The organism is Ruegeria profundi (genome assembly GCF_049800715.1).
GTDB classification, from domain to species: Bacteria; Pseudomonadota; Alphaproteobacteria; order Rhodobacterales; family Rhodobacteraceae; genus Ruegeria; species Ruegeria profundi_A.
In genome coordinates, this window is sequence record NZ_JBNAFO010000007.1 from 143,103 (window position 1) to 166,365 (window position 23,263).

Sequence of the window (23,263 nt, forward strand, 5' to 3'; positions counted from 1 at the left end):
TCAATGCTCCACTCTGAGGACGCGATCGAGGATGATCGCCACAACAACGATGACAAAGCCGGATTCGAAACCAAGGGCCGTGTTCACCTGATTGAGCGCCCGCACAACCGGCACACCCAAGCCGTCAGCGCCAACCAGAGCGGCGATCACAACCATCGACAGCGACAGCATGATGGTCTGGTTCAGCCCTGTCATTATCTGCGGCAGCGCGTAAGGCAGTTCGACCTTCCACAGGGTCTGGGATTTGGTCGCGCCAAAGGCCTCGGCCGCTTCAAGTAGCGGGGTCGGAGTCGAGGACACACCCAGATGGGTCAGGCGGATCGGAGCGGGCAACACGAAGATCACGGTTGCGATCAGGCCCGGCACCATGCCGATACCAAAGAATACGATCGCGGGGATCAGGTAGACGAAGGTCGGCAGGGTTTGCATCAGGTCCAGCACCGGCCGCATCGCCACGTAAAGCTTGGGCCTATGCGCCGCCGCGATGCCAATAGGCACGCCAATCGCCATACAGACCAGACAGGAGGATAGAACCAGAGTCAGGCTTTCCGTCGTTTCTTCCCAATATCCCTGATTGAGAATGAACAGAAACCCCAGCGCCACAAACAGGCAAACCTTCCAATTGCGCTGCAACAGCCACGTGATGCCCACGAAGACGCCCACAACGATCAAAGGATGCGGCGTTTGCAACACCCACAATATGCCATCAATCAGCGCCTCTAGAACCCAGGACAACCAATCGAAAAATGGCTCCCCTATCTCTTGGAGCCATTCAAAAACCGCTCGGGCCGTCTTGCCGACGGGTATCTTGTTGTCGGTCAGCCAATCCATCTGTCTGCCTTTCAGAGTATTCCGGGCCTGAGATCAGGCCACAAAAAGCCCTCCGCCACAGACATGCGGCGAAGGGCGTTAAAGATTATTGACCCAGTGCTTCGCTTACTGCGGCGACTGCGCCACCACCGTCGCGGGTCGTGACACCGTCCAGCCATGGGGTATAGGCATCCGGGTTGGCTTTCAGCCATGCGCTGGCTGCATCTGCCGGGTCTTCGCCACCGTCCAGGATCGCGGCCATGATCTCGTTTTCCATCGCCAGCGAGAATTCCAGGTTGTTCAGCAGCGCGCCAACATTCGGGCATTCCTCGGCATAGCCTTTGCGGGTGTTGGTGAACACGGTCGCACCGCCGAAGTTGGGGCCAAAGAACTCATCGCCACCGGTCAGGTAGGACATTTCGAAATTGGCGTTCATCGGGTGCGGTTCCCAGCCCAGGAACACGATCGGATCGCCCTTGCGCGAGGCGCGATCCACCTGCGCCAGCATGCCTTGCTCGGAGCTTTCAGCGACCTCGAAACCAGAGAGACCAAAAGAATCGCCGTCGATCATGGATTGAATCAGGCGGTTGCCGTCATTGCCCGGCTCGATTCCGAAGATTTTGCCGTCCAGAGCATCGGAGTGTGTTGAAATATCGGCGAAATCCTTGATGCCCAGCTCGGCGGCTGCAGCGTTGACGGCCAGCGTGTACTTGGCGCCTTCCAGGTTCGCGCGCACTGTTTCAACCGTTCCCGCCTCGCGATACGGCGCGATATCCCCTTCCATGGTCGGCATCCAGTTGCCCAGGAACACGTCGATATCGCCTTCAGCCATCGAAGTGTAAGTCACTGGAACGGAAAGGATCTTGATCTCGGTATCATAGCCCAGAGCGTCAAGAATCGTTGTCGTTGCGGCAGTGGTCGCCGTGATATCGGTCCAACCGACATCCGAGAATACGACCTCGTCGCAATTGGCCAATGCCGCCCCGGCAGATGCCAGAATGGCAAGGGTTGAAATGGTTGTTAGGGCTTTCACTGGAGCCTCCCTGTTTTTTTGATTGACTGGTTAGTTAGGAAAAATAAATGACACATAGTCAAGTCTAATTGTTCACATGCAGCCAGATTCAGGCAACAGTTTCTGTCGCGCGCTGAACAATTCACGGATTGCGTGGCATGGATTTCGGTTTGGCTGCGTTCGGGTTGTGGCGCAGGTTTGAGTTGCTGACGCCCCGTGGGGCAGGCGTGTCCTAATTCAATATGACACGAGCATGCAATCCGTTAGCAGGCCTCCCAAGCAACCGTTGGGCGCAGCTACTTGGGTGTTGCGGCCCCATCAAAGACGGAGCCGCTGAAAGGAGTCAGACCCCCAGATTTGCTTACTTGCCTTTCCAGACAGGATCACGCTTTTCCGCAAACGCACGCGCGCCTTCCAGCTGGTCCTCACTGGCATAGAGAGTGTCGACGGTGCGCAGCTGTCGCTTGGTAATACGGTTCATGGCGTCCTGAAACTTGCTGTCTTCGGCATCGCGCACGACCTCTTTGATCGCAGCATAAACCAGCGGCGGGCCCGAGGCCAACAGGCGGGCCAGTTCCCACGCGCGGTCCATCAGTTGATCCGCGGCCACGATCTCATTCACCAAACCCCAGCGGTTGGCCTCTTCCGCGTCGAACCAGCGGCCCGTGAGCAGCAGCTCCATCGCGATGTGATACGGGATGCGCTTGGGCAGTTTGACGCTGGCCGCATCCGCCACGGTGCCCGAGCGGATTTCCGGCAGGGCAAAACTCGCATGGTCTGCGGCGAGGATCATGTCGGCGGACAGCGCAAGCTCCAGCCCTCCCCCGCAGGCAATGCCGTTTACAGCTGCGATGACGGGTTTGTTCATGTCGCGCAATTCCTGCAAGCCACCAAAGCCGCCAACGCCATAGTCCCCGTCGACCGCATCGCCATCGGCTGCGGCTTTCAAGTCCCATCCGGGGCAAAAGAACTTCTCTCCCGCACCTGTCAGGATCGCAACGCGCAGGTCCGGGTCGTCGCGGAACTCGGCAAAGACGTCGCCCATGATGCGGCTGGTCGCCAGATCAATGGCATTGGCTTTGGGCCGGTCCAATGTGACCTCAAGAATCGCGCCATCACGGCGGGTTTTGATCGGGTCCATATCTCATGCCTTTCTGATGAGGGCATCCACGGCCACCGCCTTGTCGGGCGCGCAGAGGAGCGGGTTAATTTCGACCTCGCCAAGCGTGTCGGCGTTTTGCATGACATAGGCCTGAACGGCCTCAACAGCGGCCACGATGGCATCCATATCAGCCGCTGGTTGGCCGCGATAGCCCGTCAGAAGCGGTGCAATCTTCAATTTACCCAAGGCGTTGCGGATGTCATCAGCAGAACTGGGCACCAGCAGGGAGGCAGTATCGCGCAGCACTTCGGTCAGCACACCGCCTGCGCCCAGAGTCAGGACAAACCCATGCGCTGGATCGCGCACCACGCCCACAAGAAGCTCGGCCACTGTTCCGGTGATCATCTCTTCGATCAGAATTTCAGGGGTGCCGATGTCCGCGGCGACGTCGGCCACGTCTTCCGCAAGAACACCCAATCGCACGGCCGCGTGTTCTGACTTATGCGCCAGCCCCACGCCCTTGACCGCAAAGGGCGCGTCCATGTCCTGAGCGGCAGCGCGCGCCTGGTCGGCACCTGCGGCTGTGCGGTTCTGCGGGATGCGCATTCCACACTCAGCCAGAACGCGTTTGGACTCGCCTTCGGTGAGAGTCCTTTTGGCCTCAGCCGTTCCGGGCAGTGTGACCGGTGTGTCCGAGGGGGCTGTGACCTGACCTGCCGCTTCGGTTGCAGCAAGGGCTTCGCGCAGGCCCATGAAGGGCACCACGCCGCCGTCCATAAGCTCTTGCGCCACATCTTCGGGCAGCAATTCCGGCAATGTCGCGGCAACGGCAAATCGGGCGCCAGTTTCCGCGCGCACTTTCATCGCCGCGCGTGAGGCGTAGGCCCAGTCGCTCGCATCCGTGGTTGGATAATCGAGAATCGAGAACGTCAGGTCTATGTCGTCGCCCGTCATCCCAGCCCAGGCCTTCGCCATCGCTGCTTCATCGCGCCAGATATAAGTGTGGTAGTCCAGCGGGTTATTTAGTGCCACCATCGGTCCGAGTGCCTCTCGCAGGTGGGTTTTTTGACCGTTGCTTAGGCGCGGGAAGGACAACCCGGTTCCAACGGCCATGTCCGCGATCAGGCTGGCCTCCCCTCCGGAACAACTGATCGAGGCTATGTTGCTGCCCGAAAGCGGGCCATAGCAATGCAGCAGCTTCAATGTTTCCAGAAAATCGGGCAAGGCCGATAGGCGTGGAATGCCGAGACGCTCCAACAGGGCCTGCGCACCCGCGTCGCTTCCGGCCAGAGAGGCGGTATGCGACACCGTTGCGGCCTGAGCCTGTTCAGACGCGCCGACCTTGAGCGCCACAAGAGGGATACCTTTGGGGTGGGCCTTCTGGGCCAACGCTTCCCATTCGCGGATGTCCTTGAAACCTTCGATATGCAAGCCAACGGCAGTCACACGCGGATCGTCCAGCAAGGCCGAGGCAATCTGCGCCTGGCTGGTCTGCGCCATGTTCCCGCAGGTCACCATATAGGCGATGGGCAGCGCGCGTTTCTGCATGGTCAGGTTGATCGAGATGTTCGAGCTTTGCGTCAGGATCGCAACGCCAGAGTCGACCGGCTTGGCCCCGTGTTGGTCGGGCCATAGCAAGGCCCCGTCCAACGCGTTGATGAAACCATAGCAATTGGGTCCCAGAATGGGCATGTCGCCCGCAGCTGCCACCAGTTGCGCCTGCAGATCGCCGCCTGTGTCATCTTCGGCCACGGCCTCGGAATAACCTGACGCAAAACACACTGCACCGCCTGCGCCGGTGGCAGAAAGGGTTCGCACCGCCTCAATCGTGGCATGGCGGTTGATGCCGATGAAAACGGCATCTGGCGGAGCAGGCAGATCTTCGAGACTGGCATAGGCCGTATGGCCAGCAATCTCGGTCGCTTTGGGATGAACAGGCCAGATCTGACCCGCATAGCCCATGCGTTCAGATTGCAGAATGACCTGCTGACACCAAGCACCACCGCCGATCACGGCGATGGAGTTCGGGCGCAAAAGCCGGGTGAGGTCTTTGGTCATCGTCAGGCGCCCAATGGACGCAGAAGATCACGGCTGATGATGTGGCGTTGGATTTCGCTGGTGCCATCCCAGATCCGCTCTACCCGCGCGTCGCGCCAGAAGCGTTCGATGGGGAAGTCGTCCATCAGACCCATACCGCCATAGATTTGCAACGTCGCGTCGGTGACACGCGCCAGCATTTCAGAGGCGTAGAGCTTGGCCGAGGCGATTTCGCGGTTCGAAGGCAGGTTTTCGTCCAAGCGCCAGGCAGCCGACAGGGTCAGCCAGTCTGCGGCATCAATCTCGGTGATCATATCGGCGATCTGGAAACCAATGCCCTGGAATTTGCCAATGGGCTGGCCGAACTGCTTGCGCTCTGCAGCATAGCTCAGCGCATAGTCGAAACAGCGCCGCGCTCGCCCGACCGAGAAGGCCGCAACCGTCAGGCGGGTCGCATAGAGCCACTCGTTCATGACAGCGAAACCACCATCGACCTCGCCCAAAACCTGAGCGCCCGGCAGGCGGCAATTGTCGAAATAGAGGATGTAGTTCTTGTAGCCCTTGTGGCTGACCGAGTTATACCCCTCGCGCACCTCAAACCCGGGCGTTCCGCGATCCACCAAGAAGGTTGTGATCCGCTTTTTTGGCCCTTTTGGTGTTTCATCCACACCGGTCGCAATGAAGACGATGAAGAAATCCGCGTGTTCCGCGCCCGAAATAAAGTGTTTGGAACCGTTGATGACCCAATCGCCACCATCCTTTACAGCCTGACATTTCATCCCGCGCACGTCCGAGCCCGCATCCGGTTCGGTCATCGCCAGCGCATCCATCCTTTCGCCACGCACAGCAGGCAGCAAATAGCGTTCGCGCTGTTCTTCGTTGCAGGCCATAAGGATGTTTTGCGGGCGGCCAAAGAAATGAGTCAGAGCCATCGAGCCACGACCCAGCTCGCGCTCGACCAGCGTAAAATCGAGATGCGAAAGGCCTGCGCCGCCGACCTCTTCTGGGAAGTTGCAGGCATAAAAGCCCAAGTCGGTGCATTTCTGTTTGATCTCATCGCCCAGCTCATGCGGCACGTGACCGGTGCGTTCGACCTCGGCCTCATGTGGGTAGATTTCGTTTTCGACAAAGCTGCGGACTGTCGAGACGATCATGTCCTGTTCTTCGGTGAGACCAAACTGCATGGCGCGATATCCTTGGGTGGGTGATTGACGCAGGAAACGAGATTCCCCATGGTCGCGGCATGCAGTTTTCGCCTCTTGTCGTGCAGAGTTGGTAAAATTTTGAGTCACAGATTTAACATTCTGCTGTTCGATGGGTTCTCGAACCACTGCCTCGCCAACATGGTCGAGCCTCTGCGGGCGGCCAACACTCTGTCCCGGCAGTCTTTGTATGAGTGGCGGTTCTGCTCTGTTGACGGAGAATCCGTTCAAAGCTCCAGCGGGCTTGCGGTGACGCCGGATGTCGCCCTGACCGACCAGCGAGGGGATGTTCTGGTCGTGATGCCCTCCTACGGGTTCTTGCAATTGGGCAAGCCCAAAACCCTGCGCGCCTTGTTGGCGGCTGCAAAAAGGCACGCACAGGTGGCGGGGCTTGACACAGGTAGTTGGTTGATGGCGCGGGCCGGGTTATTGGATGGACACCAGGCGACCATTCACTGGGACGAGCTTTCCAGATTTGAAGAAGCCTTTCCCGCTGTGGACGTCGTGCAAGAGCGCTACGTCGTTGATGGCGCCCGTCTGACCTGTTCCGGGGCGATGGCGGCGTTTGATCTAGCGCTTGCGCTTGTCCGCAAGGATCACGGCCCGCTGTTGTCAATGGAGGTCGCCCATCTGTTTATGAGCCGTGGCCGAAGCGACCACTATGCCCTACCGATGCAAACCGAAGACACTCTGGTGAATCGCGCCCTGGCTATCATGCAGGCGAACCTTGAAACGCCGCTGTCGATCACGCAGGTCGCGCGCAAAGCGGGCTGCACTCAGAAACGGCTGGAAACGCGCGTTCAGGCGGACCTGAAAACTACACCGCAAGCGCTCTATCGTCGGTTGCGTCTGAACCTTGCGCGCAGGTTGACTGAAGAGACCGAGCAATCCATCGCCGAGATCGCCAGCCGGTCGGGCTACGAGAACGCCAGCGCGATGACCCGTGCTTTCAAGGCCGAGTTCGGGCAGACCCCCTCGGCCTTCCGCAACAGGGTGTAGAGGGACAGCGCCGCCCCAAGACGGCGCTGCTTTTATGTCAGTCGCTTAACGCGACAGAACGCGTAAGCGACTTTCGAATTCACCACGGTCCACATAGCAGCCGTGCAGGTGACGGTGGCCTGTATTGGGATCGAAGGACGACCGCCCATGCAGTACACGACGGTTGTCAAAGACCACCATTTCTCCCCCCTTCAGCTTGAGCTGAAGCAGGTATTTGGGGTCGCGCGTCATCGCCATGAACTTCTGATAGGCGCGGTAGTAGCGCGGCATCAGAGCGGGCTCGATATCAAGGAAATCCGCCAGATGCGCGTTGAAGCAGATCTCGATCACGTCGCCGTTTTCATCGCAGGTGATGACCCGTTTACGCGAGCGGATGTCCGTTTCTCCATCATGGAACCGGAACGGGATCGAGATGTCGCACAGGGCGTCAAAGGCATCGGGATCCTCCAATTTCAGGTCCTCTGCCACCGCATAGCCGTCGCAGAACAACGACTCACCGCCCTCTGCCTCATTGGCGAGACAGTGCAGGAACTGGAACCCCGGAGGCAGTTCCTGATTGGTCAGGTCGGTGTGTAGCGGCAGCGCAACCGGCGTATAGGCGAGGTTGTTTGGGTTGGGTTTGGATTTGACCTCGAAAGTCAGTCCAAAATTGGTCTCGCGCAAAAAGCCGATCCGGCGCGCGACATCCATGCCAGCCTCGGTGCTGTCGGCCAGATGGTCCACGATGCTCAACCCGTATTGACGCGCGGCGATCAGCCAGTCCTTCAAAGCACTGTCCTGTGTCAGCACTCCATCGGCGTTCGCACGCGGGACACCGGCGGGCGAAAGTTCAGCCCGCCATGTGACAATACCGGTATCGGCCGGATCAAAAGCCGGCTGGCCCGGACGGCGATCGCGTAGCCAGTCCAGATCAAAAACGGTGGGCGCCTGATCTTTGGCCCAAACAACATGCAGGCTGTTGTCGGACTGGAATGCCTGCGCGGGTTTGATATCCAGCGCAATGGCGGTGAGGTCGGTCAGGCGCTCCTGCGTCTGTGGGTGGAACCCAGCGGGGTCGTTTTCGCGCAGCCAGATGAACGGGAAATCCCCGGTCATATGGTCGGGCCAGGTGATACGCACATGTGTTTCGGCCAGTTCAACCTGAACCGGTTTCGAGAGAGTTTGAGTTGTCATGTTAGTCTTTCGCGTTGAGTTGAAATTCGGGTTCAATCTCAGCGCTGGGATGGGGGCGGCCACCAATCATAGGCCTTCCTGTAGGGATGCCCGGGTCGGCGGCCCAACGTCGCTGGTATTTCTAAGCTAGATGGCATGCGAAGGTCTGGATTGGGGGCTATCTCTTTGCGAAGGCTTAAATTGTTTTGCGGCGCAGTCAAACGGAAAACGTGCCGGCAAACGTAGAGCCTGCGGCAAACTTCAACCCTGCTGTTTTGCTGAGCAAACCCTGCGGCACGAAAGGTGTGAAAAGATTGACGCGCCGCCTGAAATACAGAACGGTGTGACAAAAACCGACGACCCGACGCTTGTGACGCGCCGACGCGACAAACCAGACTCAGCAGAGAGACAAGACCATGCCCCAGACCGCAGACACAAACCGCCGCATCGTTCTGAACGAACGCCCCAAGGGGGAACCCGATGGCAATACGCTGCGGCTGGCGAGTACGGAAATCCCCACTCCGGGCGCGGGCGAGATGCTGGTCCGCACCTGCTACTTGTCACTGGACCCGTATATGCGCGGGCGGATGAATGACGCAAAATCCTATGCCGAGCCTGTGGCGATTGGTGGGGTTATGACCGGACAAGTTGTGGGAGAGGTTGTGACCTCGAACCTCGACGGTTTCGAGGTGGGCGACTACGTACTGTCTGGCAGCGGTTGGCAGGACTACGCGATCTCGGACGGAACCGAGGTCATAAACATGGGCAAAGCGCCGCAAAACCCGTCCTGGGCATTGGGTATTCTGGGTATGCCCGGCTACACCGCTTATGCCGGGTTGCTACAGATCGGCGAGCCCAAACCCGGAGAAACCGTAGTCGTTGCCGCCGCTTCCGGCCCGGTCGGCGCAACCGTCGGGCAGATTGCCAAAATCAAAGGGTGCCGGGTCGTCGGTGTTGCGGGCGGGGCCGAGAAATGCGCGCATGTGGTGGAAAATCTGGGCTTCGACGCCTGTGTCGACCACAAAACCGCCGACTTTGCTGATCAGTTACGGGCCGCCTGCCCGGATGGGATTGATGTCTACTTCGAAAATGTCGGCGGCAAGGTTCTATATGGCGTACTGCCCCTGCTGAACGCTTTTGCGCGCATCCCGATCTGCGGCGTGGTCTCGTGGTACAACCTGCCCGGCTTGCCGGATGGCCCGGATATGGGGCCTGCGATCATGGGCACGCTGCTGCGGATGAAAGTGAAGGCTCAGGGCTTCATCATCTTCGACAGCTTCCCAGCCTCGCTCTACAAGGAGTTCGTCCGGGATATGACCGGCTGGATTCAGGACGGATCGGTCAAATATCGCGAGCACATGGTCGAGGGGCTAGAGGCCGCGCCCGAGGCACTGAACCAGCTGCTGCGCGGTGAGAATTTCGGCAAGATGGTTGTGAATGTCGGGGCCTGATTGCCCCGGCCAACATCCAGTTGGCACCCCACTCCGAATTAGAAATGACAGTCGCCGCGCCGAGCAGCGGCGACTGCTCTCCTTCAAGCCGTTTCAAGCCCACCAATCGCAGCCAGTGCGCTGACGATTTCGGGCACGCCCTGCCGTTGACGCAGCGAGGCGAACAAGAACGGCCGCCCCTTGCGCATGCGTGTGGCGTCTTCCTGCATCACCTCAAGCGACGCGCCCACATGCGGGGCGAGATCGGTTTTGTTGATGATCAACAGATCCGATTTCGTGATCGCAGGCCCCCCCTTGCGCGGGATTTCTTCGCCCGCAGCAACATCAATCACATAGAGCGTCACATCCGCCAATTCCGGGCTGAACGTGGCCGACAGGTTATCGCCGCCGCTTTCGATCAGCACGACCTCAATCTCCGGGTGGCGCGACTGCATCTCGGCCACAGCCGCAAGGTTGATCGAGGCGTCCTCACGGATCGCGGTATGCGGGCAACCGCCGGTTTCAACGCCGATGATCCTGTCCTGAGGCAGGATCTGCATCCGCATCAGCGCCTCGGCGTCCTCTTGGGTGTAGATGTCGTTGGTGATCACACCCACCGAACAGACATCGCGTAGCGCCTCAGACAACGCGGCGGTCAGGGTGGTTTTGCCCGCGCCAACAGGGCCTCCGATGCCGACGCGAAGGGGGCCGTTCGTACTGCTCATGTTCGGAAAATCCTTGAATACTGGGTTTCATGCTTCATTGCCGCGATATCCGGCAGGAACGCCGTCGAACTCAGGTCCTCCAGACCCGCGTCCCGCGCCTTTGCGGCAATCGTTGTGCAGAGGGGCGTTAGGTCCCGTATCAGCCGCTGCGCATCGGTTTGCCCCAAGGGAACAAGACGCGTTGCGCAGGCGACCAGATTGCTCAGGAACGCCTGCAGGAACATCTCAGTAACCAACGGCAACGGCAAATTCTGCAATCGTGCCGCGCGCCCTACCGCCACTGGATAGGTCAGGTGCTGCAAGTCCAAGCCCCAGACATCCCCGGTCACGGCTCCAAACGCCTGCCCGAGCAAACTGGTTTCCATCAACCGCTCGGATGAGGCGCTGAACACGCGGGCTGTGGCGTCGATGTCGGTCAGGTCGATCGGGGTTTCGGCGGCGTAAGCCGCCCCCAGAAAAAGCGCGTCGTTCCAGCCAGAGCCATGCTCCAATACGTTCGATACCCAGGCGCCCGTATCCTTAGGGCTGGCAACCGAACCGAGTTCGATCGCGGCCTCCAACCCATGAGAATATGCGAAGCCGCCAACCGGATAGGCCGGAGACAACCACTGTACCAAGGTCAGGATATCAGAATTAGTGGGCGTGGCCATGTGTCCTGCCATGACCATAAGCGCCGCCTTCGGGGGTGAAGGGTTCAACGACCTCTTGGATTTCGGCCCCTAATTTCAGCAGCATATCGCGAATGACATGATCGCGTTGTATCAGAAGCCGGTCGGCTTCGATCTGACAAGGCGTGTGGCGATTGCCAATATGCCACGCGAGGTGCAGCAAATTGTCCCCGCTGATTTCCAGCAACTCTTCCGGGGCGGCGATGATTTCAATCTCGCGCCCATCCTCCAGCACCAGAACCCCGCCATGGTCGAGGGATTTCGTGTGCGCCAGATCGACCAAAAAGGACTCACCATCATCGGTGGCCAGCATTTTACGGCGCAGGAAACGCCCGTCATAGTCCAGCGAGACCTGAGCATGCGCCGGATCGTGGTGGTGATCGTGATAGATACGGGCGGTTTTGATCGCAGTGGTCATCGTGGCCTCCTTTTCAAATCAGAACATGAAATAGCGCTGCGCCATCGGCAGCACTTCGGCAGGTTGACAGGTGAGCAGCTCCCCATCGGCTCGGACCTCATAGGTTTCCGGGTCAACCTCGATCTGGGGCGTTGCATCATTCAGCAGCAAATCCTGCTTGCCGATATCGCGCGTGTTGCGCACGGCGACGGTTTGTTTCGCCAGTCCCAGTGTATCACCGATCCCGCCCGCTTGCGCGGCCTCCGAGACAAATGTGATCGCCGAGTTCTCAACCGACCGGCCGTATGCTCCAAACATAGGGCGGCTATAGACCGGCTGCGGCGTTGGGATCGAGGCATTCGGGTCGCCCATCTGCGCACAGGCGATGGTGCCACCCAACAACACCATCTCGGGCTTCACCCCGAAAAAGGCCGGGTTCCACAGGACCAGATCGGCGCGTTTGCCTTCCTCGATACTGCCGATCTGATGGCTCAGGCCATGCGCAATCGCCGGGTTGATGGTGTATTTCGCGATGTAACGACGGACCCGCAGGTTGTCGTTGTCACCTGTCTCGTCGGGCAGGCGGCCGCGTTGTTTTTTCATCTTGTCCGCAGTTTGCCACGTGCGGATCAGAACTTCTCCCACACGGCCCATAGCCTGACTGTCCGAGGCGATGATACTGAAAGCGCCCATGTCGTGGAGGATGTCCTCGGCCGCAATCGTCTCACGCCGGATGCGGCTTTCGGCAAAGGCCACGTCCTCGGGGATGGATTTGTCGAGGTGGTGGCACACCATCAACATATCCAGATGCTCTTCCACCGTGTTCACAGTGAAAGGCCGTGTGGGGTTGGTTGACGACGGCAAAACGTGGTTTTCGCCGCAGATCTTTATGATATCGGGGGCGTGGCCACCGCCTGCGCCTTCGGTGTGGAAGGCGTGGATCGTGCGGCCCTTCATGGCGCCCACGGTGTTCTCGACAAAGCCGGATTCGTTCAGCGTGTCGGTATGGATCATGACTTGCACATCCATAGCGTCGGCCACCGAGAGGCAGCAATCGATGGCGGCGGGGGTCGTGCCCCAATCCTCATGCAGTTTCAGAGCGCAGGCACCTGCGTTGACCTGTTCCTCCAGCGCGGCGGGCAGCGAAGCGTTGCCCTTGCCCGCAAAGGCCAGGTTCATCGGGAACGCGTCGGCGGCTTGTAACATACGCCCGATATGCCATGGGCCCGGTGTGCAGGTGGTGGCCAGAGTGCCATGCGCAGGGCCGGTACCGCCGCCCAGCATAGTGGTCAGGCCGGAATGCAGCGCATCCTCGATCTGTTGCGGGCAGATAAAGTGGATATGGCTGTCAAAGCCCCCAGCGGTCAGGATGCGCCCCTCGCCTGCGATGGCCTCGGTGCCGGGACCGATGATGATATCGACGCCGGGCTGAGTATCGGGATTCCCGGCCTTGCCGATCTTGGCGATACGCCCGTCTTTCAGACCCACATCCGCCTTGTAGATACCCGAGTGGTCGACGATCAGCGCATTGGTGATAACCGTATCCACGGCCCCCTCGGCCCGAGTGGCCTGAGACTGCCCCATCCCATCGCGGATCACCTTGCCGCCGCCGAACTTGACCTCTTCGCCGTAGAGCAGCGCATTGTCGCCCGTCCCACCGGTAGCGGCAGCGCCCGCACGTTCAGCGGTCAGGTCGCGTTCGACCTCGATCACCAGATCGGTATCGGCCAGCCGCAGCTTGTCGCCGGTGGTCGGGCCGAACATGGCAGCATAGTCAGAACGTTTGATTGTTGCTGGCATCAGAGCGACCCCATGACCTTTTGATTGAACCCATAGACCTTACGCGCGCCGCCGATCGGGATCAGCGAGACCTCGCGCGCCTGACCGGGCTCGAACCGAACGGCGGTGCCCGGCGCGATGTCCAGGCGCAGCCCGTGTGCAGCTGCACGGTCAAAGTCGAGCGCCGGGTTGGTTTCGGCGAAATGATAGTGCGAGCCGACCTGAACAGGGCGATCGCCGGTATTGGCGACCATCAGGGTGATCGCCTCTGCGCTTGCGTTCAGGGTGATCTCACCCTCGGCCGGGAACAGCTCTCCGGGGATCATTTGTTCAACTTTACCATCAGCGCGATCGCGGCCACTGCGACAACTGCCAGACCAACGCCAAGGGTCGCGTAGTCCGTGCCGTGGGCATGGATATGCGTATCGGTGTGGGCGGCGGCAGGGCCTGCAACGATCAGGGCGGGGAAAAGCATACGGGTCATATCTTGGTTCCTTTGTTAGCGAATGGGGTTGTGGACGGTCACAAGCTTGGTGCCGTCGGGAAAGGTGGCTTCGACTTGAACCTCGTGGATCATCTCGGGCACGCCCTCCATGCATTGATCCCGGGTGATCACTTCGGCTCCGGCCTGCATCATGTCAGCCACAGAACGACCGTCGCGCGCACCTTCGACCACAGCGTCGGTGATCAGGGCGATGGCCTCGGGGTGGTTCAGTCTGACGCCTCGGGCAAGGCGCTTGCGGGCAACTTCGGCGGCCATGGCGACCATCAGTTTGTCTTTTTCACGAGGGGTCAGGTTCATCTCAGATCATCCAGCATCGGGGAAGAGTGTTGTTGTTGAGTTGCCGCAGAACCGGCATCAGCGCGCGGCGCAGGGCAAAGCTGTTTTCGGCCAGCATCCGGATCACCAGCAGATCGTTTTGGATCAGCGTGGCACCCGCCGTGTCGGGCAGCATCTGGCGCACCGTGTCCAAGTGCCCTTCGGCCGAACTGCAGGCAAAGACGACGAGCGCCATTGCACCCGCCCCGTCTGCGATATGAGGTTTCGCGAGATGGGCGTGCATGTCGCCGTCAAATCGCATTGTATCCAAGAACAGAGGGACTCCGCCGCGCCGAATTTCGATCCGGTCCCGCAGACGGATATCGGTCAGAGATTCGCCCATCGCTGCGCGCCCAAAGACTAAAGGCTCGACCATCAGCAGAGTCGCGTCCGGCTCCATTTCGACCAATAGTCGACGATCCAGAGCACTGCCGTTAAACAGGATTGTCTCTTGCGGCATCCAGTTCATGCGAGCACCGGGCGCGACGGTCAGCTGATTGACCACCTGACCATAGGGGCCGGGCTGCGCCTTGTAAGCGCGCTCACAGGCCTGCGTCGTCATCGTCAGCGTAGTACCTTCACCAGCTGTTCCGGAGAACCGAAACGCATCCCCACCGGTGACGCCGCCGGCTGTGTTCAGCAGAACCGCATCCAACGCGCGCGATTCAGCACGTGGGAACAGGCACTTAAAGGAACCAGATTGGCGGAAAACGTCCAGAACAGACCGCTTTCCCAAAGGCTTGGTGCTGATCGACACGGCCCCCTTGGCACGGGGAGGGGTTTTGTCCGTGATGGGCGTTATATGGGCAAGTTGCGTAATTGGTCACCCCCGAGGCGTCAGTTCATGCCCTGTGTTTCGGGCCTCGGATGGCGGAAAACCATTCTTGGGTGTCGCAATCGAACACAAAACCGATGCAGGTGACCAAATTTTTGGCACACAGTCGGGCAATGGATTAAAAATTAATCAGATGCGGCTGATTCTTGCATTTACCTGACCGACAGGTTGCCAAGATTGCCGCGATGCAGAAACCGTATGGGTGCTCGTCGGGGGAAACATCTCGAAGGGTGTGTGACGGCTGCGCGAATTGGACCTCGAACACAACCGCCACACGATAACGCAACAACAGTTGCGGGGATCAGGTAGAAGAGAAACGCGCCTTTGTGCAAGCCCTCTCTCCCGGCCCCGCCCAGGAGGATTACATGAAATCGCTCAAATCCACGCTCGCCGGATCAATGGTATTTGCTGCCATGGCCACCGCAGCATTGTCGGCTGAAGACACGATCAAGGTTGGCGTGCTGCATTCGCTGTCCGGCACGATGGCAATCTCGGAAACGACGCTGAAAGACACGATGCTGATGCTGATCGATCAGCAAAACGCCAAGGGCGGCCTGCTGGGCAAACAGCTTGAGGCGGTTGTTGTCGACCCGGCCTCGGACTGGCCGCTATTTGCTGAAAAAGCGCGCGAGCTGCTGACCGTGCATGAAGTGGACGTGATCTTTGGCAATTGGACCTCGGTTAGCCGGAAATCGGTTCTGCCGGTGATCGAAGAGTTGAACGGCCTGCTGTTCTACCCGGTTCAGTATGAAGGCGAAGAATCCTCGAAAAACGTCTTTTACACCGGTGCCGCCCCGAACCAGCAGGCGATCCCTGCGACTGACTACTTCCTGGATGAGCTGGGTGTTGAGAAATTCGCTCTGCTCGGCACAGACTATGTCTACCCCAGGACCACCAACAATATTCTGGAAAGCTATCTGAAGGGTAAAGGCATCGCGGACGAGGATATCTTCGTCAACTACACCCCCTTTGGTCACTCTGACTGGTCCAAGATCGTGGCGGACGTTGTTGCGCTGGGTGCGGATGGTAAGAAGGTCGGCGTGATCTCGACCATCAATGGCGATGCAAACATTGGCTTCTACAAGGAGCTGGCGGCCGCGGGCGTTTCGGCGGATGACATCCCGGTCGTAGCCTTCTCAGTCGGTGAGGAAGAACTCTCGGGTCTGGATACCACCAACCTGGTCGGCCACCTGGCCGCGTGGAACTACTTCCAGTCGGCAGATACCGACGTGAACGCCGAATTCGTTGAGACGTGGAAAGCCACCATGGGTGAAGACCGCGTGACCAACGACCCGATGGAGGCGCATTACATCGGCTTCAACATGTGGGTGAACGCCGCGACCGAGGCGGGCTCGACCGAGGTCGACGCTGTCCGCTCGGCCATGTACGGGCAGGAATTCCCGAATCTGACAGGTGGCACTGCCGTAATGCTGCCGAACCACCACCTGGCCAAGCCGGTTCTGATCGGTGAGATTCAGGAAGATGGCCAGTTCGATATCATCAGCGAAACAGACGTCGTTCCAGGTGATGCATGGACCGACTTCCTGCCAGAATCGGCGGTTCTGATCTCGGATTGGAAAGACCTGGGTTGCGGTATGTACAACACCGAGACCAAAACCTGCGTTCAGACCCTGTCGAACTACTAACCTTCTCGCAAGGCGGGTATCATCGCCCGCCTTGCCCTAAAGACACCTCGGGTTTCACCACATGTTACGACTATTCCTTGCGGGTCTCGCAATCCTATGCGCCTGCCTAACGGCCAATGCGCAAGAGAGCGGTTTGCAACCGATCCTGCAAGAGCATCAGGAAATCATCACCAAAAGCTCGCGCAAGACGATCAAACCGGCGATTGATGCGATTGCCAGCAGCGGTCTACCGCAAGCGCAGGTGATGCTTGAGACATGGGCCGCCAAAGACGTGTGGATGCGCAAGTCGGACGGCCTGTTCTTTGCAGGTAAAAAGGCCGAGGGCCGCTCGTATGAGCTGACCGATTTCGACACCGGAGAGGTCGTTGGAACGTTCGAGAAATCCGACCTGAAGCAGTTGAAACCCAATAGCGGCATCCGCGCGATGATTGGAACAGCTTTGGTCCAGTTCCAACTGACCGACCCGGACCGGGCAAAACGTCTGGCAGCTTTGACTTCTATTCAACGCGATCCCGAAGGCGCTCTGCTGGTGCCGCTGCGCGCCTCGATTGAGGACGAGCCCGATGCCGATCTGAAAGCGCAGAAGCAACGTCTCGAGCGGTTGCTGACCATCGGCTACGACGAAGATACCGCAGCACGTGTGGCTGCGATTGAAGACATGTCCGACGATCTGGGGGTGGACGTCCGCGCGGCTCTGAACCCTTTGGTCGTGACGAATCGACATACGGGCACAGATCTGCCCTCTGATGCGAATATCGCCGCCATTCTAGATCCCGGATCAGAAACCCTGTCGCGGGATGAGGCATATGATCTGTTGGTTGCCAATGAACTTGCCGCACCGCGCACATCGCCCGACGACATACGCGCCGCACTGGCCGCCAATATCGACGGAGGCCGCGTGGGGGGCACTCCTGTCGCGCAGCTGAACTCTGACACCACGCGTGCTCAGGCTTACGCTGTTTTAGCCGAAGCCGGCCTCGTGCCTGCTTTGATCACCGAGGCCGACATCGATTCTGCGTTGGAAACGCATGTCTTCTTTGAGACCTATGCCGAACCCTCACCCGAAATCACAACCGCAGCCGAAAAGGCGCTGGAACAGATCGAGCTGAAGGTCGGCCTGAACCAGACGCTCGATCTGACACTGGACGCAATCTCATTGGCGTCGATCTATTTCCTCGCTGCCATCGGTCTGGCTATCACCTTTGGCGTGATGGGTGTGATCAACATGGCCCACGGTGAGTTCATCATGATGGGCGCCTACACCGGCTACGTCGTGCAGCAGTTCATCCCCGACCATACGCTCTCAATCATCGTCGCCATCCCCATGGCCTTCGCGGTCACCTTCACCATGGGCGTCGCGATGGAGCGGTTGGTGATCCGCTGGCTCTACTCGCGCCCGTTGGAGACGCTGCTGGCGACGTTCGGCATCTCGATTGCCCTCCAACAGCTGGCCAAGAACATCTTTGGTACGCAGGCCCGACCGCTGACCGCACCCGGCTGGCTGGACGGGGCGTGGGTGCTGAACGATGTGGTCTCGATCAGCTATATCCGTATCGCGATCTTCGTTCTGGCGCTGATCTTTCTGGGACTTTTCCTTTACATCATGAAGCGCACCCGGCTGGGGCTAGAAATGCGCGCGGTGACTCAGAACCCACGCATGGCGGGGTCGATGGGGATCAATCCGGGGCGGTTGAATATGCTGACCTTCGGGCTTGGTTCCGGCATCGCAGGGATCGCCGGGGTTGCGATTGGTCTGTTCGCCAAGGTCACGTCTGATCTGGGCAGCGACTATATCGTGCAAAGCTTCATGACCGTGGTTGTCGGCGGGGTCGGCAACATCTGGGGCGCGCTGGCGGGCGCAGGCATGATTGGCTTCCTGCAAAAGGGCATCGAGTGGATGAACCCGTCGAACACCCTCGCGGCGCAGACCTACATGATCATCTTCATCATCATTTTCATCCAGTTCCGGCCACGGGGCATCATCGCCCTCAAAGGCCGCGCGGCGGGGGATTGAGCCATGGAACGCAGCTTTGTCGCCAAGAACCCCTCCGTACTTGTCTTTCTGGCCATCCTGTCCCTGTTCACATTGGGCGTGACCGTCCTGTCCGAAGGGTTCGGGATCGGCGTGATCTCAACCAGTTTCGTCAAGACGTTGGGCAAGACCCTGTGCCTGTGCCTGATTGCCGTGGCAATGGATCTGGTCTGGGGCTTTACCGGCATCCTCTCGCTGGGCCATTTCGCCTTCTTCGGGCTAGGAGGCTACATGATCGGCATGTGGCTGATGTACGAACGCACGCGCCTGATCGTGGTCGAGTCTCTGTCACAAGCCGAAATCCCCCCTACCCCGTCCGAGGTTGTGGACGCCATCGGTACACAGATTTTTGGCGTGGTCGGATCATCGGATTTTCCGCTGATCTGGGCCTTTTCCCATAGTCTGACCCTGCAACTGATACTGGTCGTTTTGGTGCCCGGACTTCTGGCGCTGATCTTCGGCTGGCTGGCCTTCCGCAGCCGGGTGACGGGCGTGTACCTGTCGATCCTGACCCAAGCCATGACGCTGGCGTTGGCCCTCTACCTGTTCCAGAACGACAGCGGATTGCGCGGCAATAACGGCCTGTCTGGCTTGCAGAACCTGCCGGGTGTGACCGCCTCGCAGGACGTGGTGTCGATCTGGTTCCTTTGGGCCTCGGCGCTGGCCCTTGGCTTGGGCTATATACTCGCGGCGTGGGTTGTGTCGGGCAAGTTCGGGTCGGTCATCCGTGGCATCCGAGATAATGAGGCGCGGGTGCGATTCCTTGGCTATTCTGTCGAGGTCTACAAACTGGCCGTGTTCACCCTGACCGCCTGTATCGCCGCCATCGCGGGCGCGCTCTACTACCCTCAAGCTGGGATCATCAACCCCGAAGAGATGGCCCCCATCGCTTCGATCTATCTGGCCGTTTGGGTCGCCATTGGTGGGCGTGGTCGCCTGTATGGTGCGGTGATCGGGGCGGCTTTCGTCAGCCTGCTCAGCACATGGTTCACCGGCGGACAGGCCCCTGATATCCCACTTGGGTTCTACACGATCAAATGGGTCGACTGGTGGCAGGTGCTGCTGGGCATCTCCTTCGTACTGGTAACTCTGTTCGCACCAAAGGGTATCGGTGGCCTGTTCGACCTCTGGACCAACCGCCGTGCGCCGCAGCGCCACGGTGCGCCGCTTGGCCCCGACGACAGCGCCCTACGCGAAAAGGAGGCAACGGAATGAGCACTCTGCTAGAGGTAAGCGGTGTTTCGGTCACCTTCGACGGGTTCCGTGCGATCAACAATCTGTCCTTCCAGATCGGTGAGGCCGAACTGCGCGCAGTGATTGGCCCGAACGGGGCTGGAAAGACGACCTTAATGGACATCGTCACCGGTAAGACACGACCAGACGAGGGCCGTGTGATCTGGGGGGAAAAATCAGTCTCACTGCTGCGGATGAGCGAGGCGAGAATCGCGCAGGCCGGGGTTGGCCGGAAATTCCAGAAACCCACCGTGTTTGAGGACCAAAGCGTTAGAGAAAACCTGCTGATGGCCCTGAAGAACAAACGCGGTTGGCTGGGCGTCCTATTTTATCGGCCCTCAACAGACGATCTGGAGAAGGTCGAGGAACTGGCCGATGAGATCGGCCTGAAGGACGAACTTGATCGCAAGTCGGGTGAGCTGAGCCACGGGCAGAAACAATGGCTCGAGATCGGGATGCTGCTGGCGCAGGAACCGCGTCTGTTGCTGGTTGACGAGCCTGCCGCCGGGATGACCCCGCAGGAGCGCGAACACACAACTGATCTGCTGGTTCAAGCCGCCAAGACCCGCGCCGTTGTGGTCGTCGAACATGATATGGAATTCGTCCGCCGCCTGAACTGCAAGGTCACCGTCCTGCATGAAGGATCGGTTCTGGCCGAGGGGTCTCTGGACCATGTGACATCAAATCAGGACGTCATCGACGTCTATCTGGGGCGTTGAGCGATGCTGAAACTGAACGATCTGACCCTGCACTATGGCCATTCACAAATCCTCAACGGTATCTCGATGGAGGCCGAGAGGGGTGAGGTGACCTGCGTGATGGGCACCAACGGGGTCGGCAAGACCAGCCTGATCAAGGCGATCTCGGGCACCCATCCCCGCTCTGGCGGATCGCTGATACTGGATGGTGAAGATCTTGGCCCGCTGCCTGCGCATCAGATGGCCTGGAAAGGTGTCGCTTATGTGCCGCAGGGGCGCGAGATCTTTCCGCTGCTAACAGTGCGCGAGAACCTCGAAACCGGGTTCGCCTGCCTTCCCGCAGCTGAACATTTCGTGCCGGATGAGATCTTTGGTTTGTTCCCGGTTCTGGCCCAGATGCAGCATCGGCGCGGTGGAGATCTATCCGGCGGCCAGCAACAACAACTTGCTATTGCCCGGGCACTGATCACGAAACCCCGGCTTTTGTTGCTGGACGAACCCACCGAGGGCATTCAGCCCAACATCATCCAGCAGATCGGCGAAGTGATCCGCCATCTGCGCGATCAGGGCCAGATGGCGATCCTTCTGGTCGAGCAGTATTTCGACTTTGCCTACGACCTCGCCGACCGGTTTGTCGTGCTACGTCGGGGAGAAATCCTGCTGGAAGGCCGCAAGCAGGATGTGTCACGGGATCAAGTCCTTCAAGGCGTCTCGGTCTGACCGAGACGTCACTTGTCAGTTGCCGCTGTTGCGACGTTCCAGCCGCTCAAGGTTGACCACGGTTGAAAGCATAAGCCGGTCTTGGCTCCACCCGTCGGTCTCGCGCAAACTGGCCGAGCCCCAAGCCAACACGATCGCAAAGATCAGGCTGAAAGACAGGACCATCGCATGCAAGGGATGCCCTCCTTTGGGTCCGTCCGCCAAAGCGATCACACGCTGTCTCAGCACCCGCTTCGCCTTGTTCCCATTGACCAGCGCAACATTCAGGACCTGCGGACGCTCACGCGAGACGGTGCGGGCGCAGTAGTCCAGCAGGCATTTGGCATAGTCCACCGTATCCAGTCTGCGTCTGGCCACAATGGCCTGATCGCAGCCAAGCTCGCGCAGCCGCTCGAACTGATAGCGCAGGATGTGATAGGCCGGATTCCAGAAGAACAGCGGGCGCAGAAACTCCAGCACAAGTTCCCATTCGACGTCGCCGCTGCGAACATGCTGGAACTCATGGGCAATCGCGAACCGCAATTCGTGGCGATCGTTCAGCAGGTTGCTGGGCAGGATTACGTGACGACGGCGCAGGCCCCGGACAGCGAAAGGAACTTTGATGTGATCCGAAAGGCGGACATCCACTTTGGCCGAACGTTTCCACAGGAAACTGTCCAGCACCGTCTGACGAATTTGCAACGCAGCCCAGATCACGCGGATGACCAGCATGGCCGAGACGAATGCCAAAGCCGCAAGTGTGGCTATCGCCCAGACTGAGCTACCATCCAAAGCAGCCTCGACCCAGCGCTGGCGCGTGTTCAAAAGCGTTTCAAACTGGGTTGCAGGCAGCGCGATCTCACCCCTCAGATAGGCCGCAACGGCTACGTCGCCGATGGCCATTGGCTGACCGGGCCAGACGAGTTCGAACAGATGCGCCACCCCAAAGGCCAGCACCGGGCTGAGCATAAGGCAAAGCACCAGAGCTCTGAGCAGGCGAAACTGATCGGAAAAGGACAGTCGCATCGAGGTTCGCGACAGGACAAATCGGGCTGCGAACCACAACACGACCGATAGGATCAGAACAAAATTCAGTTCGAGATAGGCATCGAGAACCGGCTTAACCGCTGTCATTTTGCAGTCTCCTTTCTACCAATGCCCGAATATCCTCAAGATCCGCCTCGCTCAGACCCGCATCATCCACCAAGCGCGCCACCAGCGAGGCTGGTGTGTTGTCAAACAACGTCCGCGAGAGATTCTGAAGCGAGCGGGCCTGGTACCGATCCTTGTCCAGAAGCGGGCTGTAGATCAGGGTTTTTCCGTCCTTGCGGCTTTCGACAAAACCTTTTTCGTCGAGAATACGCAGAATCGTTGCACCTGAAGTATACGCCAGATTCCGCTCCGGCGGCAGGCGGTCCAACACATCACGCACCGAGCCTTCCCCTAGGGCCCAAAGCTCGTTCATGAACTCCAGTTCAACCTCGGTCAGCAGATTTGTCGTCTTTTTCTTACGCATCGATCTCGGTGTCGTCATGATTGGTGTGCCTGTCAGACAAGCATCCTTTCGTGTTTTGTCAAAGCCTAAACTTTCCAGAAAACGAAGAAACCCCAGCCGATGGACAGAAACAGCGGTGTCCAGACCGGCTGGCCCACGAAACCGAGCCAGGCCAGAAAGATATAGGCCGAGCCAAGCAGCGTGATGAACAAGCGGTCGCCCAGCGTTGTGGTCAGACCCAGCACGCCCTTGCGTTCGATGCCGTCGCGGAATTTGAACCCTTCGAGCACGCCGATCAGGGCAATGGCCGAGAAGATGCCCACAAACAGCGCCAGCGTGGCTGGCGTCCATGCCATCCAGAAATCAGGCCAAAGCGGATCGGTCCACGAAAAGCCTTTTTCCTCTTGTTGGCCGACGCTGCCCCAACCCGCCTGCTGGGCAAATGCCACAGAGGGCAGGAAGGGAAGGATGATAAGAAGTTTGCGCATATCG

The 23,263-nt window shown here is 59.3% G+C and carries 24 protein-coding genes; 7 read left to right on the forward strand and 17 right to left on the reverse strand.

All coding sequences use genetic code 11. The features are described from left to right. From choW to ACP15L_RS13150, 5 genes are all read right to left on the reverse strand, one after another. Entirely contained in the window at positions 1 to 831 is an 831-nt protein-coding gene (gene choW / locus ACP15L_RS13130; protein WP_170378502.1) for a choline ABC transporter permease subunit, read from the reverse strand. Between the two features lie 85 nt (positions 832 to 916). Continuing rightward, positions 917 to 1,843 (reverse strand): choline ABC transporter substrate-binding protein, encoded by a 927-nt coding sequence (gene choX, locus ACP15L_RS13135; protein ID WP_425084504.1) that lies wholly within the window; start codon positions 1,841 to 1,843, stop codon positions 917 to 919. Positions 1,844 to 2,183: 340 nt separating this feature from the next. Further along, complete coding sequence (locus tag ACP15L_RS13140; protein WP_170689069.1) at positions 2,184 to 2,963, reverse strand: carnitinyl-CoA dehydratase; 780 nt, start codon at positions 2,961 to 2,963, stop codon at positions 2,184 to 2,186. A 3-nt stretch (positions 2,964 to 2,966) separates the two neighbouring features. Beyond that, on the reverse strand, positions 2,967 to 4,982 hold the full coding sequence (locus tag ACP15L_RS13145; RefSeq protein WP_425084505.1) for an acetate--CoA ligase family protein: 2,016 nt from the start codon (positions 4,980 to 4,982) through the stop codon (positions 2,967 to 2,969). A 2-nt stretch (positions 4,983 to 4,984) separates the two neighbouring features. Beyond that, the gene (locus ACP15L_RS13150; RefSeq protein ID WP_425084506.1) at positions 4,985 to 6,145 is read right to left on the reverse strand and encodes an acyl-CoA dehydrogenase family protein; all 1,161 of its coding nucleotides are present in this window, start codon (positions 6,143 to 6,145) and stop codon (positions 4,985 to 4,987) included. Positions 6,146 to 6,244: 99 nt separating this feature from the next. Between ACP15L_RS13150 and ACP15L_RS13155 the strand changes: the two genes are divergently transcribed. Further along, a complete protein-coding gene (locus ACP15L_RS13155; RefSeq protein ID WP_425084507.1) occupies positions 6,245 to 7,162 on the forward strand; it encodes a GlxA family transcriptional regulator in 918 nt (305 codons plus the stop codon). 45 nt (positions 7,163 to 7,207) lie between these two features. Here ACP15L_RS13155 and ACP15L_RS13160 read toward each other — a convergent pair whose 3' ends face one another. After that, positions 7,208 to 8,335 (reverse strand): TauD/TfdA family dioxygenase, encoded by a 1,128-nt coding sequence (locus ACP15L_RS13160; RefSeq protein WP_425084508.1) that lies wholly within the window; start codon positions 8,333 to 8,335, stop codon positions 7,208 to 7,210. Positions 8,336 to 8,730: 395 nt separating this feature from the next. Here ACP15L_RS13160 and ACP15L_RS13165 point away from each other — a divergent pair, with 395 nt between their 5' ends. Then, entirely contained in the window at positions 8,731 to 9,765 is a 1,035-nt protein-coding gene (locus tag ACP15L_RS13165) for an NADP-dependent oxidoreductase (protein WP_425084509.1), read from the forward strand. Positions 9,766 to 9,848: 83 nt separating this feature from the next. Here ACP15L_RS13165 and ureG read toward each other — a convergent pair whose 3' ends face one another. Genes ureG through ACP15L_RS13205 form a run of 8 tightly spaced genes read right to left on the reverse strand, consistent with a single transcriptional unit; the run spans position 9,849 to position 14,890 of the window. After that, positions 9,849 to 10,469, reverse strand: a complete 621-nt coding sequence (ureG, locus tag ACP15L_RS13170; protein WP_170461571.1) for an urease accessory protein UreG — start codon at positions 10,467 to 10,469, stop codon at positions 9,849 to 9,851. Beyond that, positions 10,466 to 11,119 (reverse strand): urease accessory protein UreF, encoded by a 654-nt coding sequence (locus ACP15L_RS13175; protein ID WP_425084510.1) that lies wholly within the window; start codon positions 11,117 to 11,119, stop codon positions 10,466 to 10,468. The genes ureG and ACP15L_RS13175 overlap by 4 nt, the downstream gene beginning before the upstream one ends. Next, entirely contained in the window at positions 11,103 to 11,555 is a 453-nt protein-coding gene (gene ureE, locus ACP15L_RS13180; protein WP_170378524.1) for an urease accessory protein UreE, read from the reverse strand. Before ureE ends, ACP15L_RS13175 begins: the two co-directional genes overlap by 17 nt. Before the next feature lie 18 nt (positions 11,556 to 11,573). Continuing rightward, a complete protein-coding gene (gene ureC / locus ACP15L_RS13185) occupies positions 11,574 to 13,334 on the reverse strand; it encodes an urease subunit alpha (protein WP_170478982.1) in 1,761 nt (586 codons plus the stop codon). Next, positions 13,334 to 13,639 (reverse strand): urease subunit beta, encoded by a 306-nt coding sequence (locus ACP15L_RS13190; protein WP_425084511.1) that lies wholly within the window; start codon positions 13,637 to 13,639, stop codon positions 13,334 to 13,336. The genes ureC and ACP15L_RS13190 overlap by 1 nt, the downstream gene beginning before the upstream one ends. Further along, on the reverse strand, positions 13,636 to 13,797 hold the full coding sequence (locus ACP15L_RS13195; RefSeq protein WP_209253325.1) for a hypothetical protein: 162 nt from the start codon (positions 13,795 to 13,797) through the stop codon (positions 13,636 to 13,638). The genes ACP15L_RS13190 and ACP15L_RS13195 overlap by 4 nt, the downstream gene beginning before the upstream one ends. A 15-nt stretch (positions 13,798 to 13,812) precedes the next feature. Continuing rightward, positions 13,813 to 14,115, reverse strand: coding sequence for an urease subunit gamma (locus tag ACP15L_RS13200; protein ID WP_170378531.1), 303 nt, complete (start codon positions 14,113 to 14,115; stop codon positions 13,813 to 13,815). A 1-nt stretch (position 14,116) separates the two neighbouring features. Then, the gene (locus ACP15L_RS13205; RefSeq protein ID WP_425084512.1) at positions 14,117 to 14,890 is read right to left on the reverse strand and encodes an urease accessory protein UreD; all 774 of its coding nucleotides are present in this window, start codon (positions 14,888 to 14,890) and stop codon (positions 14,117 to 14,119) included. A gap of 443 nt (positions 14,891 to 15,333) precedes the next feature. On the opposite strand from ACP15L_RS13205, the gene urtA reads away from it, so the two are divergent. The 5 genes from urtA to urtE all read left to right on the forward strand — a co-directional run bounded on the left by urtA (position 15,334) and on the right by urtE (position 21,297). After that, a complete protein-coding gene (gene urtA, locus ACP15L_RS13210) occupies positions 15,334 to 16,614 on the forward strand; it encodes an urea ABC transporter substrate-binding protein (RefSeq protein WP_170378535.1) in 1,281 nt (426 codons plus the stop codon). 61 nt (positions 16,615 to 16,675) lie between these two features. Next, positions 16,676 to 18,628, forward strand: a complete 1,953-nt coding sequence (gene urtB / locus ACP15L_RS13215; protein ID WP_425084513.1) for an urea ABC transporter permease subunit UrtB — start codon at positions 16,676 to 16,678, stop codon at positions 18,626 to 18,628. Positions 18,629 to 18,631: 3 nt separating this feature from the next. After that, a complete protein-coding gene (gene urtC / locus ACP15L_RS13220) occupies positions 18,632 to 19,861 on the forward strand; it encodes an urea ABC transporter permease subunit UrtC (RefSeq protein WP_170378539.1) in 1,230 nt (409 codons plus the stop codon). Beyond that, the gene (gene urtD / locus ACP15L_RS13225; RefSeq protein WP_425084514.1) at positions 19,858 to 20,598 is read left to right on the forward strand and encodes an urea ABC transporter ATP-binding protein UrtD; all 741 of its coding nucleotides are present in this window, start codon (positions 19,858 to 19,860) and stop codon (positions 20,596 to 20,598) included. The genes urtC and urtD overlap by 4 nt, the downstream gene beginning before the upstream one ends. A gap of 3 nt (positions 20,599 to 20,601) precedes the next feature. Further along, entirely contained in the window at positions 20,602 to 21,297 is a 696-nt protein-coding gene (gene urtE, locus ACP15L_RS13230) for an urea ABC transporter ATP-binding subunit UrtE (protein WP_425084515.1), read from the forward strand. Between the two features lie 15 nt (positions 21,298 to 21,312). Here the strand turns inward: urtE and ACP15L_RS13235 are convergent, their stop codons facing one another. From ACP15L_RS13235 to ACP15L_RS13245, 3 genes are all read right to left on the reverse strand, one after another. Beyond that, a complete protein-coding gene (locus ACP15L_RS13235) occupies positions 21,313 to 22,410 on the reverse strand; it encodes a M56 family metallopeptidase (protein ID WP_425084516.1) in 1,098 nt (365 codons plus the stop codon). Beyond that, entirely contained in the window at positions 22,397 to 22,792 is a 396-nt protein-coding gene (locus ACP15L_RS13240; protein ID WP_170378547.1) for a BlaI/MecI/CopY family transcriptional regulator, read from the reverse strand. The genes ACP15L_RS13235 and ACP15L_RS13240 overlap by 14 nt, the downstream gene beginning before the upstream one ends. A 65-nt stretch (positions 22,793 to 22,857) precedes the next feature. Beyond that, positions 22,858 to 23,259: a DUF2160 domain-containing protein gene (locus ACP15L_RS13245; protein WP_170479008.1), complete on the reverse strand. Its 402-nt coding sequence runs from the start codon at positions 23,257 to 23,259 to the stop codon at positions 22,858 to 22,860. Positions 23,260 to 23,263 lie beyond the last annotated feature (4 nt).

Coding starts and splice junctions, on each gene's coding strand:
- urtD (WP_425084514.1), top strand. CDS start 19,858: ATGAGCACTCTGCTAGAGGTAAGCGGTGTTTCGGTCACCTTCGACGGG.
- ACP15L_RS13145 (WP_425084505.1), bottom strand. CDS start 4,982: ATGACCAAAGACCTCACCCGGCTTTTGCGCCCGAACTCCATCGCCGTG.
- ACP15L_RS13140 (WP_170689069.1), bottom strand. CDS start 2,963: ATGGACCCGATCAAAACCCGCCGTGATGGCGCGATTCTTGAGGTCACA.
- ureG (WP_170461571.1), bottom strand. CDS start 10,469: ATGAGCAGTACGAACGGCCCCCTTCGCGTCGGCATCGGAGGCCCTGTT.
- ACP15L_RS13240 (WP_170378547.1), bottom strand. CDS start 22,792: ATGCGTAAGAAAAAGACGACAAATCTGCTGACCGAGGTTGAACTGGAG.
- choW (WP_170378502.1), bottom strand. CDS start 831: ATGGATTGGCTGACCGACAACAAGATACCCGTCGGCAAGACGGCCCGA.
- ACP15L_RS13175 (WP_425084510.1), bottom strand. CDS start 11,119: ATGGCCACGCCCACTAATTCTGATATCCTGACCTTGGTACAGTGGTTG.
- ureE (WP_170378524.1), bottom strand. CDS start 11,555: ATGACCACTGCGATCAAAACCGCCCGTATCTATCACGATCACCACCAC.
- urtA (WP_170378535.1), top strand. CDS start 15,334: ATGAAATCGCTCAAATCCACGCTCGCCGGATCAATGGTATTTGCTGCC.
- ACP15L_RS13195 (WP_209253325.1), bottom strand. CDS start 13,797: ATGACCCGTATGCTTTTCCCCGCCCTGATCGTTGCAGGCCCTGCCGCC.
- urtC (WP_170378539.1), top strand. CDS start 18,632: ATGGAACGCAGCTTTGTCGCCAAGAACCCCTCCGTACTTGTCTTTCTG.
- ACP15L_RS13190 (WP_425084511.1), bottom strand. CDS start 13,639: ATGATCCCCGGAGAGCTGTTCCCGGCCGAGGGTGAGATCACCCTGAAC.
- ACP15L_RS13200 (WP_170378531.1), bottom strand. CDS start 14,115: ATGAACCTGACCCCTCGTGAAAAAGACAAACTGATGGTCGCCATGGCC.
- ACP15L_RS13235 (WP_425084516.1), bottom strand. CDS start 22,410: ATGACAGCGGTTAAGCCGGTTCTCGATGCCTATCTCGAACTGAATTTT.
- ACP15L_RS13245 (WP_170479008.1), bottom strand. CDS start 23,259: ATGCGCAAACTTCTTATCATCCTTCCCTTCCTGCCCTCTGTGGCATTT.
- ureC (WP_170478982.1), bottom strand. CDS start 13,334: ATGCCAGCAACAATCAAACGTTCTGACTATGCTGCCATGTTCGGCCCG.
- urtE (WP_425084515.1), top strand. CDS start 20,602: ATGCTGAAACTGAACGATCTGACCCTGCACTATGGCCATTCACAAATC.
- urtB (WP_425084513.1), top strand. CDS start 16,676: ATGTTACGACTATTCCTTGCGGGTCTCGCAATCCTATGCGCCTGCCTA.
- ACP15L_RS13160 (WP_425084508.1), bottom strand. CDS start 8,335: ATGACAACTCAAACTCTCTCGAAACCGGTTCAGGTTGAACTGGCCGAA.
- ACP15L_RS13165 (WP_425084509.1), top strand. CDS start 8,731: ATGCCCCAGACCGCAGACACAAACCGCCGCATCGTTCTGAACGAACGC.
- ACP15L_RS13150 (WP_425084506.1), bottom strand. CDS start 6,145: ATGCAGTTTGGTCTCACCGAAGAACAGGACATGATCGTCTCGACAGTC.